The organism is Marinobacter sp. M5B, from assembly GCF_042604615.1.
Taxonomy (GTDB): domain Bacteria; phylum Pseudomonadota; class Gammaproteobacteria; order Pseudomonadales; family Oleiphilaceae; genus Marinobacter; species Marinobacter salarius.
In genome coordinates this window covers 4,126,401-4,142,003 of record NZ_CP156894.1, presented here as the reverse complement: position 1 = coordinate 4,142,003, position 15,603 = coordinate 4,126,401, and the positions used below count along the sequence as shown (strand labels likewise).

Annotated in this window: 12 protein-coding genes; all 12 read left to right on the top strand. The window is 60.6% G+C overall.

Features of this window, described 5'->3' with window-relative positions; translation table 11 throughout:
* The first annotated feature begins 43 nt into the window (after positions 1-43).
* The 12 genes from tssC (at position 44) to tssA (ending at position 15,586) form a co-directional block, all read left to right on the top strand.
* Complete coding sequence (gene tssC, locus AAGD24_RS18775; protein WP_036211251.1) at positions 44-1,525, top strand: type VI secretion system contractile sheath large subunit; 1,482 nt, start codon at positions 44-46, stop codon at positions 1,523-1,525.
* 3 nt (positions 1,526-1,528) lie between these two features.
* Complete coding sequence (gene tssE, locus AAGD24_RS18770; protein WP_036211248.1) at positions 1,529-1,969, top strand: type VI secretion system baseplate subunit TssE; 441 nt, start codon at positions 1,529-1,531, stop codon at positions 1,967-1,969.
* Between the two features lie 268 nt (positions 1,970-2,237).
* Positions 2,238-4,010: a type VI secretion system baseplate subunit TssF gene (gene tssF / locus AAGD24_RS18765; RefSeq protein WP_075195792.1), complete on the top strand. Its 1,773-nt coding sequence runs from the start codon at positions 2,238-2,240 to the stop codon at positions 4,008-4,010.
* A complete protein-coding gene (gene tssG / locus AAGD24_RS18760) occupies positions 3,974-4,990 on the top strand; it encodes a type VI secretion system baseplate subunit TssG (protein ID WP_036211243.1) in 1,017 nt (338 codons plus the stop codon). The genes tssF and tssG overlap by 37 nt, the downstream gene beginning before the upstream one ends.
* A gap of 41 nt (positions 4,991-5,031) precedes the next feature.
* Positions 5,032-6,366, top strand: a complete 1,335-nt coding sequence (gene tagH, locus AAGD24_RS18755; RefSeq protein ID WP_379865960.1) for a type VI secretion system-associated FHA domain protein TagH — start codon at positions 5,032-5,034, stop codon at positions 6,364-6,366.
* Positions 6,363-6,896, top strand: a complete 534-nt coding sequence (tssJ, locus tag AAGD24_RS18750) for a type VI secretion system lipoprotein TssJ (RefSeq protein ID WP_036211239.1) — start codon at positions 6,363-6,365, stop codon at positions 6,894-6,896. Before tagH ends, tssJ begins: the two co-directional genes overlap by 4 nt.
* Complete coding sequence (gene tssK / locus AAGD24_RS18745) at positions 6,896-8,230, top strand: type VI secretion system baseplate subunit TssK (RefSeq protein WP_075195790.1); 1,335 nt, start codon at positions 6,896-6,898, stop codon at positions 8,228-8,230. The genes tssJ and tssK overlap by 1 nt, the downstream gene beginning before the upstream one ends.
* A 3-nt stretch (positions 8,231-8,233) precedes the next feature.
* A complete protein-coding gene (gene icmH, locus AAGD24_RS18740) occupies positions 8,234-9,061 on the top strand; it encodes a type IVB secretion system protein IcmH/DotU (RefSeq protein WP_036211235.1) in 828 nt (275 codons plus the stop codon).
* A 10-nt stretch (positions 9,062-9,071) separates the two neighbouring features.
* Complete coding sequence (gene tssH / locus AAGD24_RS18735; RefSeq protein WP_379865958.1) at positions 9,072-11,714, top strand: type VI secretion system ATPase TssH; 2,643 nt, start codon at positions 9,072-9,074, stop codon at positions 11,712-11,714.
* A 169-nt stretch (positions 11,715-11,883) separates the two neighbouring features.
* Complete coding sequence (locus AAGD24_RS18730; RefSeq protein ID WP_085681933.1) at positions 11,884-13,449, top strand: sigma 54-interacting transcriptional regulator; 1,566 nt, start codon at positions 11,884-11,886, stop codon at positions 13,447-13,449.
* Positions 13,446-14,099, top strand: coding sequence for a type VI secretion system-associated protein VasI (gene vasI / locus AAGD24_RS18725; protein WP_036211226.1), 654 nt, complete (start codon positions 13,446-13,448; stop codon positions 14,097-14,099). Before AAGD24_RS18730 ends, vasI begins: the two co-directional genes overlap by 4 nt.
* Before the next feature lie 50 nt (positions 14,100-14,149).
* A complete protein-coding gene (tssA, locus tag AAGD24_RS18720) occupies positions 14,150-15,586 on the top strand; it encodes a type VI secretion system protein TssA (RefSeq protein ID WP_379865956.1) in 1,437 nt (478 codons plus the stop codon).
* The last annotated feature ends 17 nt before the right edge of the window (positions 15,587-15,603 follow it).

Genomic DNA, 15,603 nt, shown 5'->3' with positions numbered 1-15,603 from the left:
GCAGGTTTCACTTTTCTATTAAAACGTACTGAAGGGATGTGGTATGTCTGATACTGCTGAGCAGCAATCTGCTGCCTCCGAAGCTGCTGCGGAAGGCTCACTGCTGGACCAGGTAATGGCCAACAGTCGCATGGCTCCCGCCGATGAAGGATACGATGTGGCGCGCCGCGGCGTGGCAACGTTTATCTCCAACCTGCTGAAAAGCGACGAGAAAGGCCAGCCGGTCAACAAGGCACTGGTCGACCAGATGGTGGTCGAGCTGGATCGCAAGATCAGCGCCCAGATGGACGAAATCCTGCACGCGCCCAAGCTGCAGGAACTGGAGTCTTCCTGGCGCGGCCTGAAGCTGATGGTGGATCGCACGGATTTCCGCGAGAACATCAAGGTGGACATTCTTCACGCCACCAAAACCGAACTGCTGGAAGACTTCGAGTTCGCACCCGATGTCACCCAGACCGGTTTCTACAAGCACATCTACTCCACAGAGTACGGCCAGTTTGGCGGCGAGCCCGTGGGCGCAGTTGTCGGCAACTATGCCTTCACACCCTCCACGCCGGACATGAAGCTGCTGCAGTATGTGTCTTCCGTAGGCGCCATGGCCCACGCGCCGTTCCTCTCCTCCGTTGCGCCAACATTCTTCGGTGTCGACAGCTATCAGGAACTGCCGGCCATCAAGGAACTGAAAGCCGTCTTCGAAGGCCCGAAGTACGCCAAGTGGCGCTCCCTGCGTGAGTCGGAAGACGCTCGCTACCTGGGTCTGACATCACCGCGCTTCCTGCTGCGTGTGCCTTATGACCCCACTGAAAACCCGGTACGCAGCTTCAACTACAAGGAAGACGTGTCCGGTGATCATGAGCATTACCTGTGGGGCAACACCGCCTACCTGTTGGCGACACGCCTGACCGAAAGCTTCGCGAAGTACCGCTGGTGCCCGAACATCATCGGCCCGCAAAGCGGTGGTTCGGTGGAAGATCTTCCGGTTCACACGTTCGAATCCTTCGGCCAGCTGGAAGCCAAGATTCCGACCGAGGTGCTGATCACCGACCGTCGCGAATACGAAATGGCTGACGAAGGCTTCATCGCCCTGACCATGCGTAAGGGCAGTGACAACGCAGCGTTCTTCTCTGCCAACTCGGTACAGAAACCCAAGCAGTTCCCGAACACCAAGGAAGGCAAAGAAGCGGAAACCAACTACAAGCTGGGTACGCAACTGCCTTACATGATGATCGTGAACCGCCTGGCGCACTACATCAAGGTGCTGCAGCGTGAGCAGATTGGTTCCTGGAAAGAGCGTCAGGATCTTGAGCGTGAGCTGAACACCTGGATTCGCCAGTACGTGGCCGACCAGGAAAACCCGCCGGCGGATGTTCGCAGCCGTCGACCACTGCGCGCCGCCAAGGTGACCGTTTCCGATGTGGAAGGCGATCCGGGCTGGTACTCGGTATCCCTGGCAGTTCGTCCGCACTTCAAGTACATGGGTGCGAACTTCGAACTGTCACTCGTCGGCCGTCTGGACAAGGACTAATCCGTGTTCAGGAACACCGGTGCTGACGGTGTTCAGGCTTCGGGCGGCAGTCTGTTCGAGCGTTTGGAACAGGCTGCCGAACCTGCGGGGCAAAGCATGGGGGAAGTAACCCATGTGGTGGATTCCATCAAGCGCCACCTGGTTCGCCTGCTGAATGCCCATCCGGGCAACAGCGAGAGCGTACCGGACCTGGGGCTGGTGGATTTCAACGACGCCACGCTGGGTACCCATGATCTGAGCATTCGTATTCGAAGCGCTATACGGCAGTGTATTGAGAAGTTTGAACCCAGGGTGAGCCGGGTGGATGTGATGGCGATGCCCCAGGGGCCGGATCCATTGCAGTTGCGGTTTCAGGTGACGGTCTACCTGAAGGTGGGTTCGGAAGATGATAAAACGACCATTGATTTGTTATTGGATGACAAGCGCTATTACCGGGTGATTTGAAATCACCCGGTAATAGCAAGCAGACACGGATGAGAACAGGTGATGCAGGGGGCTGCCCAAAAGTGTGCGGAGCCATGGATGGCGGAGCCCAAGCGCCCACGGATGGCTTGAGCGTCTTTTGGGCAGCCCCCTGCATTGCCTGTTCGGAGTCAGAGGGAATGGGGATACTTTTCTTCTGGGAAAAAAGAACTCGCTACGCTCGGACACCTTTTTTCCCGCCAGAAAAGCATCCCCATCCCCTCGGCCGAACTTTGGTGTAGTAGTCGTTATGAAGTTGAATCGATTTTACAGGGACGAACTGAGTTTTCTCAGGCTACAGGGCAGAGAGTTTGCGGATGCGCATCCTCAGTTGACCCGGTTTCTTTCTGAGCAGAGTACTGACCCGGATGTCGAACGACTGCTGGAAGGCTTCGCCTTTTTGACCGGGAAGCTCCGGGAGAAGGTCGAGGACGAGTTTCCTGAGCTGACGCATTCGCTGCTGAACATGCTGTGGCCGAACTATCTGCGGCCAGTGCCCAGTTGCACCATCATGCGGTTTGATCCGCAGTTGCACGCGATCAGTGAGCGTCAGCGCGTGGATCGGCATACCGAGATCAAGAGCCGCCCGCTGGGAGACGCCACGCGTCAGACCCAGTGCCGGTTCCGTACCTGTCGGGCGGTGGACGTGTTTCCAGTCAGCGTGGCGGATGCTCACGCAGAGCACTCCCGGGAAGTGTCTTCTGTCACCGTCGACCTGGCGTTGCACACCGATCAGCCGTTGTCGTCCCTGGGGTTGGAGAATTTGCGTTTTTACCTGGGTGGCGAAAGCCATATTTCCGAGACGCTGTACCTGTGGCTGAACCACTACCTGCAGCGTATGGAGCTGGTGGTGGGCGATTCGGTGTTTTCCATTTCGGCCAGCCAGTTGAAGCCCGTCGGGTTCGCTAACGACGAGGCGCTGTTGCCGTATCCGAAGAACGCCTATCCGGGCTACCGGATTCTGCAGGAATTCCTGAGTTTTCCGGAAGCTTTCCGGTTTGTGGATATTCAGGGCCTGAAAGCACGGCTGCCAGCGGTGCAGGCGGATGAGATCAGCCTGCGGTTTCACTTCAGCCGTATCCTGCCGCCGGATGCAAAGATTCGTGCGGAGAATTTCCAGCTTTACTGCACGCCGGCCATCAACCTGTTTACCCACGAAGCCGACCCGGTGGACCTGAACGGCCGCCAGACGGAGTACCGGATTGCGCCGTCCAGCCGGTCGCCGGAGCACTACGAAGTATTCAGCATCGAACAGGTGGAGGGCTGGCTGGAAGGCCGGTCTGGGCGCGGAGAGCCGCGTTTGTACACCGCGTTTGAGAGTTTTCAGCATGAGGTGGAGCGGGATCGTGGTCGTACCGCCCTGTACTACCGGGTTAAGGCCCGGGAAAGCGTTCGTGGGGATGGCTTTGACCACTACATATCCTTCGTGCGCGGTGACGAGTCCGAGTGCCTGAACCGGCAGGAAGCGGTATCGCTGACTCTGACCTGCACCAACCGTCAGTTACCGCATCAGCTGGCGGTGGGGGAGATCTGCATGGCGACAGAAACCACGCCGGCGTTCGCCTCATTCAGCAACATTACCCGGCCCACGCACACCCTGCGGCCGACACTGGATGGCAGCCTGTTGTGGACACTGATCTCCAACCTGTCGCTGAACTACCTGTCGCTGCTGGATGTGGACGCCTTGCGCACGGTACTGCGGGTTTATGATTTTCGCGCTCTGGTGGATCGCCAGGCGGAGCGGGTATCCCAGAAGCGCCTGGCCGGCATCCTGGATATTGAAACCACGCCGGTGGACCGGATGGTGCGGGGGTTGCCGGTGCGGGGTATTCGCTCGGTGATGCGGCTGGATCAGCAGTCGTTCGCCTCGGAAGGCGATTTGTACCTGTTTGGTACGGTACTCAGCCAGTTTTTCGCACTTTACGCCAGTATTAACGCCTTTCACCAATTGGAAGTGGTGAATACAGACAATCAGGAACGGTACACATGGACGTTACAACAAGGGCAGCAGCCTCTGATGTAGCCGAGTTGCAACCCGTTCTGGGCAATGCACGGCGCTACAGCTTTTTCCAACTGGTGGATTTGATCCATCGTCACCACGGTGATGATCTGGAACGATCCCAGGACGAGCAGCCACAGCGGGAGCGCATCCGCTTCTCGGCCTCGGCCGGCCTGGGTTTTCCCGGCAGTGATGTGGTATCGGCGGCGTCGCCGGAGCACGAGCACGCGCCCTATCAACTGGAAGTCAGTTTCCTGGGCTTGCATGGTTCTCAGTCGCCCCTGCCAGGCTATTACCTGGAGGACCTGGCCTGGGAGGCGGGGCAGAACCTGGGCATTCGTCGCCACTTCCTGGATTTCTTCAATCACCGGCTGGTGACGCTGTTTCATCGGGCGTGGCGCAAGTATCGCTATTACGTGCGGTTTCAGCCGGAGGCCTCTGACGGCTTCTCCGAGCATATTTTCTCCCTGGTAGGTCTCGGTGACCCGCAGGTCAGGGCGGCAACACCGGTTAACTGGTCGAAGATGCTGGCCTATGCCGGGATGATGGCGGGCCGTAGCCGTTCTCCGGAAGTGGTCAGCGGCATCATTGGTCATTGCTTTGATCTGGACGATGTCGGCATTGAGCAGTGGGTATTGCGTCGGGTGGAGATCCCGAAGGATCAGCAAACTCGGCTGGGGCAGGCCAACGCGGCCCTCGGTGAGGACACGCTGGTAGGCTCGGGCATTCGCGATCGCAGCGGCAAATTCATCCTGCGCATCCGCAACCTCGACCGACAGCGATTTGCGGATTTTCTGCCCAACGGCGACGACCACGACCGGCTGGTGAAGCTGGTGGAGTTTGTCACCCGGGAACAGCTGGCTTACGACCTGGAACTGCAGATGCGCCCGAGGGATGTAAAGCCAATGCAGTTGGGCGCGGATGTGCGGCTGGGCTGGAACTCGTTTGTCACCCCGGAAAAAGCCCGGAAGCTGCCAGCGGTGCGGTTGCAGATTCGCCGCTGAATTCAATGGATTGCTTAGCAGGTTAATAAAGGAAACCGGATATGGAACATCAACCAACCCATAACCTGAAACTGGTGGTCAGTAACCCCACCCAGGTTGCCAGTGGCCTGGCCCGGGAGCATGTATTCGGAGTGCATGGTGGCTCCATCGGCAGTGCCGGTAGTGACACCTGGCAGTTGTCCTCACATCGCACCGGGGCCGTCGGCGGCCATGCGGAAGTTCGGTTTATGGACGGCGTGTTCTGCCTCATTGACCGCAGCGGCCGCACCTATATCAACAGCGGCACCCAGCCAGTCGGCCGGGGCCGCCGGGCACGCCTGAAGAGTGGTGACACCATCACCATTGGTCGCTATCAGCTCAAGGCAGAGGTGCTTAGCGGCCAGCGCCAGGATGGCAACCTGCCGGAGGAAGCGGAGGACGCCACTCTGGTCAACGTCGACGAGGGCGAGCTGATGCGCGCCGAGGAGCGTGAACTGGAAACCGTTGGCGATGAACCGCTGCACGGTTTGCAGCCGGCGCCGGGTGAAACCTTCAGCGACGATCCCCTGCAGGCCTGGTCAGACCCCCGTGGCGAAAGCCAGCACGCTGATGTGGCCGAAAGCCGTGACCGGGAGTCCCTGCTGGCGGACAAGCCAGAGTGGTACGCCAGCGAGGGCGCTGTAACCGACGAGTATCGCGAGAACCGTGACGTAGCCATGGGCTTGCCCATGCGAAAAGGAGAGGGTGACAGGATGTCAGAGACCACCAAGCCGGCCCGCCGCCGGGAGACCAGTGATCAGAGCCGCCAACACATCAGCGGTGCGCCGCTGTTGCGCGGCATGGACACCGACCTGGGCTTCGCCGACAGCGACGAAATGCGCCTGTTCCTGGAAGAGGCCGGGCAGACCCTGAAAGCCACCGTGGAAGGCCTGCTGGCCCTGCATCAGGGTGAGGACAGCCGCCATCAGGCTCTGCGCACCCGCTTGCAGCCCATTGAGGACAACCCGCTACGCCTGGGCGAAGACTACAACGAGACCGTGCAGACCCTGTTCGCCAGCCAGCGCAGTCCGGTTCATCTGTCCGCACCGGCGGCGGTCAGTGAGAGCCTGCAAAGCCTTCACCATCATCAGCTCGCTACCCAGACCGCTATTCGCGAGGGGCTGGATGCCATTCTCCACGCTTTCTCACCGGAGGCATTGCTGCGCCGGTTCCATGGTTATCGCCGGGGCCTGAAAACCGACGAAGATGAAAGTAACTGGGCATGGGAGATGTACCAACACTATTACCGGGAACTGAGTTCCAGTCGTCAGCAGGGTTTTGAGCGCCTTTTTCAGGAGGTGTTTGAACAGGCTTACGATCAACAACTGCGTCAATTACAGAGGGAGAACCTGTCGTGAAGTACTGCAAATGGAGTTTGCTGGTCGCCATTCTCGTTTTGGTGGGGTGTAGCACCCCCTACAACGCTGTTACCAAGACCGCCAAGGTGATGTGGGATCCGGACATTCCTGTGGGTTACCCGGATGAGCTGCCAAGCCGCGTGGACCTGACCATGTTGGCGGAGCCGGACGTGAACCCCAACGAATCCCTGGCGCCGACACCCATCGCCTTCCAGATCATCCAGATGCGGGACAGCTCGCGCTTGATGGCGGCAGATTTTGACCAGTTGCTGGGCGAACTGGAGCCGTCCCTGGGTCGCAACTACGTCGACCACAGCGATTACACCCTGGTGCCAGGGCAGTTCAAGTTCATTGAGCCGTTCGAAATCGCCGAGGATACGCGCTTTATCGGTGTGATCGCCTTCTACGCCTATCCCAACCTGTCTCAGTGGAAGAAGGTGGTGAAGGTGGATCCCATCGGTGGTCGTTACCACCTGCTGGTCAATCTGCGCGAGCGTGAAGTCAAACTCAGAAGGTCGGATGAGTCCTGATGTCTGCAACGAATCGAGTCGTCTGGAGTGATGGGCTGTTCATCAAGCCCCAGCACTTCCAGCAGCAACAACGTTACCTGGAACACCAGATCAACGAACGAGCCCTGGCGATTTCTGATTACCTGTACGGTTTCAGCGATCTGGAGCTGAACGCCGAATACCTGAGCTTTGGCCGGGTAGGCCTGGTACGGGCCAGCGGCCTGTTTCCGGACGGCACCCGTTTCTGCCTGCCCCAGGACGACGTGATGCCGGAACCCCTGGAGATCACTGATGCCTCCGTGGCCAACCAGGTGGTGTATCTGGCCCTGCCGCTGGGCAGCGAGAGTCTGGCGGAAGTGGAATGGCCGGAAGCCGCCATCGCTGGCCGTTTCCGGGCCCAGAGCGAGGAAGTCCGGGACCTGCATTCCATTGACGGAGACTCCCACACCATCGACGTGGCCCGGGTGGCCCCGAAACTGATGCTGGAACGGGACGATCGCAGTGCCTACGCGGCCCTGGCCATTGGCCGGATCCTGGAAAAGCGCCCGGACGGCAGCCTGGTGATGGACCCGAACTTCATCCCCACCATGCTCAGTGTGCGGGCAGCGCCCCGGCTTCAGCGTTTCGTCGGGGAAATGGCCGGGCTGATGCGCGAGCGGGCCAAGAACATTGCCGAGCGCGTGGGTGCCCCGGGGCAGGGTGGTGTCGCGGACGTGGCGGATTTCATGCTGTTGCAGATGCTTAATCGCGCTCATCCCCGTTTCCTGCATCTGGCGCGTTTGCGTCAGTTGCATCCGGAGCGGCTCTACGAGGCGTTGCTGGAGCTGTGCGGCGAACTGGTGACCTTTACCGATGAAAACCGCCTGCCCCAGGAATACACCGCGTACGATCACGACCTGCCGGAGGATTCCTTCACCCCGCTGATGCAGGTACTGAGGCAATCACTGAGCACGGTGCTGGAGCCGCGCGCGCTGGCTATCCAGCTGCAGCAACGCCAGTACGGCCTCACGGTGGCGCCGGTCCAGGATGCACAGTTGATCGGCCAGGCCGAGTTCATCCTGGCAGTGAAGGCGGACATGCCGCTGGACGATCTGCGCAAGCAGTTCACCCAGCAGTGCAAGGTGGCGTCGGTGGAGAAAATCCGCGATCTCATCAGCCTGCAATTGCCGGGGATTCCGCTGTCGGCCCTGCCGGTGGCGCCCCGTCAGTTGCCGTATCACGCCGGGTTCGTGTACTTCCGGTTGGACGACCAGAGCCAGGCCTGGCAGATGCTCGACAACGCCAGCGGCTTTGCGTTCCACGTGGCCGGCAGTTTCCCGGGAATGGAAATGCAGTTCTGGGCAATCAGGAGCTAAATCATGGCAGATGCACCGGTGATGGATTCACCCAATGGCAACACGGAAGCAGGTGGCAGTGCGTTTGATGACCTGATGTTCGCGGACAGTAACCGCGATGGTCGCGTGGGCGATCAGGGCTTCGGTAATGACCAGTTCCAGCTGCGGGGCCTGGAGGATAACCGGCTGATTGATGCCGCGACGCCCCTGCTGGGGCTGGTAATCCGGGTGCGTCGGCTGGCGGATTTCCACGGTGTGGAAAACCTGTACCAGCAGGTGGTCGACGAAGTGGCCGCCATTGATCGGGAACTGGTGGAGCAGGGCTACGAGCGGCCGACGGTGGTGGCCTATCGCTACGTACTCTGCGCCTTTATTGACGAAGCCGTGCTGGGCACCGACTGGGGTGCCCACAGCGTGTGGTCCCAGCATTCGTTGCTGTCCCGTTTCCACAACGAAACCTGGGGTGGCGAGAAGGTGTTCGCCATCACCGCCCGCATGGAGCAGGAACCGGAACGTTACCGCGACATGCTGGAGTTCATCTACCTGTGCCTGTGCCTGGGATTCGAAGGCCGCTACAAGGTGATGACCAACGGCCGGGACGAATACGAACAGATTATCCGTGGGCTGTATGAACAGATTCGCGGGTTGCGTCGCGACGAGGAACCGCAGCCCCTGACCCGCGCACTGGACAACGTAACCCCGGCTCGCAACCGGCTACGGACAGGCCTGCCCCTCTGGGGCATTGGCGGACTGTTTGTGGCGGCCATGGCCGGGGTATACACGCTTTACAACATAGCGCTGAACGAACGCATCAGGGATGTGCTCAGCGTACTGGAACAACTCCCGAAATAAGGAGATCACTGTGATTCGGGTAGAACTGCCGGCGCTGATTGGGCGCCTCAACGAGATTTGTCGCCAGGGAATGGAAAGCTCGGCGGCCCTGTGCATCAGCCGCCAGGGTGCGGAAATCACTCCGGCCCACCTGCTGTTCAAACTGCTGGAAACTCCGTTTACGGACGTGCGCCAGATTCTGGAAAGCACCGGTATTGATCACCACACGCTGCAACCGGTGGTGGGGGACAGCCTGAACGGCGAGCCTCAGTCCGCCGAGCCGTACCCGTCGTTCTCGCCGCTGCTGATCGAACTGCTGCAGGACGCCTGGCTGATTGCCTCCACTGAACTGGGCCACACCGACCTGCGCTCCGGTGCCATCATGCTGGCACTGCTGATGAACGCAGACCGCTACCTGATGCCCCAGGTCAGTCAGCGTCTGAAAGACATCAACCGCGAACAGCTGCGCCGCCAGTTCGATTCCATGACCCGCGGGTCGGTCGAACAGCCTCGCGCTGAGGATGGCCCCAGTGCCGCCAATCAGGCGCAGGTGGACATGGACCCGCTCAAGCGCTACGCCACCGACTTCACCAAACTGGCCCGGGAAAAGAAACTGGACCCAGTGGTGTGCCGCGACACCGAAATCGATCAGATGATCGACATCCTCTGCCGTCGTCGCAAGAACAACCCCATTGTTGTCGGCGATGCCGGCGTGGGCAAAAGCGCCGTTGTTGAAGGCCTGGCCCTGCGTATCGTCAATGGCGATGTGCCGGAGCGCCTGACGGGCGTGGAACTGTGGACTCTGGACATGGGGGCACTGCAGGCCGGTGCGTCGGTGAAGGGCGAGTTCGAAAAACGCCTGAAAGGCGTGATTGAAGCGGTGAAAAGCTCCGCGACCCCCATCATTCTGTTTATCGACGAAGCCCACACCCTGATCGGCGCTGGCAACAGTGAAGGTGGCTCCGACGCCGCCAACCTGCTCAAACCGGCCCTGGCCCGTGGCGAGCTGCGGACCATCGCCGCCACCACCTGGCGCGAGTACAAGAAATACTTTGAGAAAGACCCGGCCCTGAGCCGCCGCTTCCAGCCCGTCGCGCTGGATGAGCCAACCCCGGCTCAAGCGGTCCACATCCTCCGTGGCTTGCGCACTGTCTACGAAAAGGCCCATCAGGTCCTGATCGCCGACAGCGCCCTGAAAGCCGCTGCCGACATGTCTGCCCGCTACCTCGCTGGCCGTCAGCTCCCGGACAAGGCCATCGACGTGCTGGACACCGCCTGTGCACGGGTCAGCCTCAACCTCAGCACGCCTCCGCGCCGCCTCAGCCACGTGCGCAGTGAACTGCACCAGTTGGGCATGGAACAGGAATTGATGACCCGCGAACAGACACTCGGGCAGGCCATTGACCACCAGCGCGAAAACGAACTGGTGGAGCGCCTGGAAACCCTGCGTGAGGAAGCGGAAGAACTGGAACAGCGCTGGAATGACCAGCGGGAACTGGTGGCGCGTCTCGTCGACATTCGCGAGCAACTGCTGAGCGAGGACACTGCCGAGACTGACGCGGATGTATCAGCGGAAGACGCCACGCCGGAAACCAGCGAAGAGCGCCCTGACCTGAAAAGCGAAGCCACCGCCATCGAACAGGAACTGGAAGAGCTGCAGGCCGACGAGCCACTGGTACACGCCCGTGTCGATGCCCGCCAGGTGGCTGAAGTCATCGCCGACTGGACCGGTATTCCGGTCAACCGCATGACCGCCGACGAGCTGGAAAAGATCACCCGCCTGCCGGAGTATCTGCAATCGCACATCAAAGGCCAGGACACCGCCATTGGTGCACTGCACCAGCACCTGCTCACCGCCCGCGCCGACCTGCGTCGCCCGGGTCGCCCAATGGGCGCCTTCCTGCTGGCCGGCCCCAGTGGTGTGGGTAAAACCGAAACCGTGGTGCAACTGGCCGAACTGCTCTACGGCGGCCGCCAGTTCCTCACCACCATCAACATGTCCGAATACCAGGAAAAACACACCGTCTCCCGCCTGATCGGTTCACCCCCGGGCTACGTGGGCTTCGGCGAAGGCGGCATCCTCACCGAAGCCATCCGCCAGAAACCCTATTCGGTCGTGCTGCTCGACGAAGTCGAAAAAGCCCACCCGGAAGTCCTCAACCTGTTCTACCAGGCCTTCGACAAAGGCGAACTGGCCGACGGCGAAGGCCGCCTGATCGACTGCAAGAACGTGGTGTTCTTCCTCACCTCAAACCTGGGCTACCAGACCATCGTCAAACACGCGGACGAGCCGGAGAAGATCGAGGAAGCGCTGTACCCGGAACTGGCCGACTTCTTCAAACCGGCACTGCTGGCACGTATGGAAGTCGTGCCCTACCTGCCGCTGGGCGAGGACACCCTCAACCGCATCGTGGCCGACAAACTCGGCCGCCTGGCCACCCAGATCGGCGACCGTTACCACACTGAAGTGGAACTGGAAGACGGCCTGGTAGAAGCCATCCGCAGCCGTGCGACACGCAGTGAAAACGGCGCGAGGATGCTGGAGTCGATTATCGAGGGTGAACTGTTGCCGCCAGTATCACTGGCACTGCTGGAAAAGCTGGCAGCGAGAGAGCCGGTCGCCAAAGTGACCCTTGGCGTTGAAGATAACAAGTTCACCGGAACCGTTGCCTAAGGCAACGCGAAAGTAGCGGGTGCTGGGGCTCGGCTTTCCAAAACCCTGCGGAGCCATGGATGGCGGAGCGGAGCGTACAAGGATGTATTCACAGCGTGTTTTGGAAAGCCGAGCCACAGGGCCTGCGGTCGGCGAACTCAACATCTCAGGGAATAGAAACATGGGACGGATGCAGACGGAGTTGCACACCGGCATAGACCTGGCGGTTGAACTGCTCCGGCAGGACAACCTGCCAACCCTGCTAAAAGTCGCCTCACGGCAACTCGAAAACACCTTCGGCCTCACCCGCTGCTGGTCACTCGAACTCGACCTCAGCGGCCGCACGCTTCACTGCGCGGCACTGGGCGAGCAGGGCGAATTCGACTGCGGTGACTTCAGCCACCCCTTTGCCCACCTGCTGCAACAGGGCAAACCCAGGGAATTGTCACGGGCCGCGAGCTACCGTCTGGATCATCCGGGCTTCCAGGCCCTGGTCGACGCCAGCAACCGGCCCCGCTCATTCTGGCTGGAACCCATCAAAGGCGAAGACGGCCGCACTCTTGGCATCCTCGTGCTGTGTAATGAAGAACCCGAATGGGACGGCATCACCGCCCAGCCACTGTACCGCGGTTTGTTGACCCTGCTGTCTCACCAATGGGTCAGCCAGCTCAAGACCAGCGACCAAGTCTGGCAGCGGCGCATGCTCAAGCGCTCCCTCGACCACCTCCACGACGCAGAAGCCGTACGCCAGCGCTGTGAAGAGTTGGCGACCACTCTGGTTGGCAACTCCAAAGGCATGACCGACCTTCGCGCCCAGATTGTCCGGGCCGCAGGCAGCCAGCTCTCGGTTCTGGTGCAGGGTGAAACCGGCTGCGGCAAGGATCTCGTAGCCCAGGGCATTCACCGGTTTTCGGATCGGGCCGAAGGGCCCTTGGTGGTGGTCAATTGCGCCGCCATCCCGGACTCGTTGCTGGAAAGCGAACTTTTTGGCCATACCAAGGGTGCGTTTTCCGGTGCCGACCGAGCCAAGGAAGGTCTGCTGGCGCAAGCGGATGGCGGCACCCTGTTCCTGGATGAGATCGGCGACATGCCCATGGCTCTGCAGTCCAAACTGCTGCGGGTGCTGGAAAGCCGACGCTTCCGCCCACTCGGAGCTCAGCAGGAACAACACTCTGATTTTCGACTGGTCGCGGCCACCCATCAGCCACTGAGTGACTGTATCGAAGAGGGCCGGTTCCGCCGCGACCTGTTCTACCGGCTCAGCCAGTTCCCGTTGCGGGTCAAGCCATTGCGGGAGCGCCCGGAAGATCTGGAACCCCTGTGCCGGCATTTCATCCGTGAGTACACGGCCCGCGAGGGCGCCGGCCCACTGGGTATCAGCAGCCATGCCTTGGGCATGCTGGCGGCATATAACTTTCCCGGCAATGCCCGGGAGCTGAGGAACATTGTTGAGTTTGCCTGCCTGCAAACCCCGGTGGGTGACGATATTCAGCCGGAAGTACTGCGCCTGGATGACCTGTTTCCGAGCCAGGAAACCTGTGTGGCCAGTGACTTTCAGGGAACTGCCGTACCGGGCATGCCCCAGGCGGATGAAGTGGACGACCTTCGGGCTGCGGCCCAGGCGTTCGAGGCAGCCATTATTCGTGAACGCCTGCGCCAATACGGTGGTAACCGTGCCCAGGCAGCGGAAAGCCTGGGGCTGCCCAAGCGCACCCTGGCCCATAAATGTCTGAAGTATCAGGTGACAGAAGCGTGAACCCAAGTATTCGAAGTAACAGCCTCCTTGCCATTGTGCTCTGCGCCCTTGGTACGACGATGTCTCTGGCCGCCAATGCGCAGGGCAATCCCCAGGTGGCCGAGGCCATGGCGTGTACCGAAGAGAGCCAGCGCCTGGAACGGTTGGCGTGTTTTGACGAGGTGTTTGGTACCCCGTTTTCAGTGGCGGTTGAAGACGCCATCGTTGGAAACCAGCCCGAGCGCTGGCGCCAGGCCTTTGCTCAGGAACAGCGCCGCCGCCCGGGTGACGGCCCGCTGTATCGCAATACTTCGGAGCTGGCAGGACATCTGCTGACGCTCAGTGCCCTTGGGGTCAAACCGCCGAGGCCGCTGCTGGCGGTGCAGTGTCACAACAACATCACCGAACTGACGTTGATGATGCCGGAGGCAGTGAAAGAGGAACGGGTCACCGTCGATTTTGGCCAGGGCCGTCAGATCTGGCGGGTCCGGGACGACGGTTTCGTGATCAGTGGTGGTCGGGGGCTGCCCGCCATCCGAACCGTGCGAAACATGGCGGCCGCGTCCGGAGTGACTGTGGCGTCGTCCAGTGGCGTCGTCGACGGGTTGATGTTCGACCTGACCGGGTTTCGGGAAACCCTTGAGCCACTGCGGGAAGCGTGTGGCTGGTAGTGATCTTTATCAAGAATGTGTAGTGCCATTTGCAAAGACAGGGATTGGACATGCAGGCAGTAGAGCAGCATCCATACGTTGAACAGGTGTTGAATAGGCTTTCCGGTGAGAGCGCCACGGGTGAAAACCTGATGGACGACCCCACCATGGAATACCTTGAGAACGAAATCATGAAAGTGGGCTCGCTGGCCCACACCGGTGTTGAATGGGGCAAGGTGGAGAGTGAATCGCTTCGCTTGCTGTCAGACACCAGTAAAGATCTCAAGGTGCTGGGATTTCTTCTGCTGTGCCTGCAGCGTGGCGGCAACGGTGAACGGTTTGCGCTGTCGCTGTACCTGTTGCACCGGGTACTGGACAGTTGGTGGCACGATGCCTGGCCTTATCCGGGCGACAAGGGCAAACGCGCCCGCAAGATGCTGATGACCCAGATTCTGCAACGAGCCCTCAAGGAAGTGTCGGCACTGAGCTTCGACGGCGGCGTGGGCGATGGCCGGGAATTCTGCCTGACCACGCTCGCCAAGCTGCTGGAACAGGCGAGTGCACTGGAGCTGCCGGATGACGGCCTGGTCGACTTGCGTCGGGCCGTGGAAAAACTGCCATCGCCTTCCGATACGCCCAGGCCGTCGGAAGCCATCGATAATACCGAAACCACGGGTACGTCATCGGCCGGCTCCTCTTCGCCGCAAGCCAGCAGCACCTCTTCCGCGTCTCTGGGCAGCCTGACCCTGGACCCCGCCAATGAGCGGGCCACCCGCCAGAGCCTGCTTAAAGTGGCGGATATGCTGACCGAAACCACGCCCGCCGATGCATTGGGCTATCAGCTCCGCCGTTACGCCATCTGGCAGACCATTACCTCGGTTCCACCAGCACGCGACGGCATCAAGAGCGATCTGGCGGCGGTCAGTGCCGACAGGGTGGCTGACTATCGCGAGAGCCTGTCCAAAACCCCGGACCTGGCGCTTTGGCAACGCATTGAGCAAAGCCTGTCGGTCAGTCCGTTCTGGCTGGAGGGCCACTGGTTAAGCGCACAAGTGGCGTCTTCGTTGGGGCATGAGACCTGTGCCGAAGCTATCCGCACGGCGGTCAAAGCCTTCGTTGAGCGGTTGCCAGAGTTGGCGGACATGACCTTTAACGACGGCACGCCTTTTCTGCCCAAAGCGGTGGCCGACTGGATGCTCAGCGGCCCGGCGAAAGGTGGCGCCGCAGGCGGCGCGAGTGCATGGGAACAGGCTTACGAGGATGCCCGGGCAGTGTTGGATCAGAAGGGTCTGGCGCCGGCCATGAAGCTGCTGGAAGAAGGCCTGGACTCCGCCCGCGAGCCCCGTGACCGATTCTACTGGCGGCTGATGAGCAGCCAGTTGATGAAAGACAGCGGTATGAAAAGCCTGGCGAAACAACAGGTGCAGGATCTGCGTGAGCAGACCCGTGGGATGAATCTTGAAGACTGGGAGCCCGGCCTGGTGGCCAGGCTGGACAGACTCGCATAACAACTGATGGATCAAAT

Bases quoted from the DNA above. Each gene is read 5' to 3' on its own strand.
- tssG (WP_036211243.1), top strand. From the start codon at position 3,974: ATGGACGTTACAACAAGGGCAGCAGCCTCTGATGTAGCCGAGTTGCAA.
- icmH (WP_036211235.1), top strand. From the start codon at position 8,234: ATGGCAGATGCACCGGTGATGGATTCACCCAATGGCAACACGGAAGCA.
- tssC (WP_036211251.1), top strand. From the start codon at position 44: ATGTCTGATACTGCTGAGCAGCAATCTGCTGCCTCCGAAGCTGCTGCG.
- AAGD24_RS18730 (WP_085681933.1), top strand. From the start codon at position 11,884: ATGCAGACGGAGTTGCACACCGGCATAGACCTGGCGGTTGAACTGCTC.
- tssK (WP_075195790.1), top strand. From the start codon at position 6,896: ATGTCTGCAACGAATCGAGTCGTCTGGAGTGATGGGCTGTTCATCAAG.
- tssF (WP_075195792.1), top strand. From the start codon at position 2,238: ATGAAGTTGAATCGATTTTACAGGGACGAACTGAGTTTTCTCAGGCTA.
- tagH (WP_379865960.1), top strand. From the start codon at position 5,032: ATGGAACATCAACCAACCCATAACCTGAAACTGGTGGTCAGTAACCCC.
- tssA (WP_379865956.1), top strand. From the start codon at position 14,150: ATGCAGGCAGTAGAGCAGCATCCATACGTTGAACAGGTGTTGAATAGG.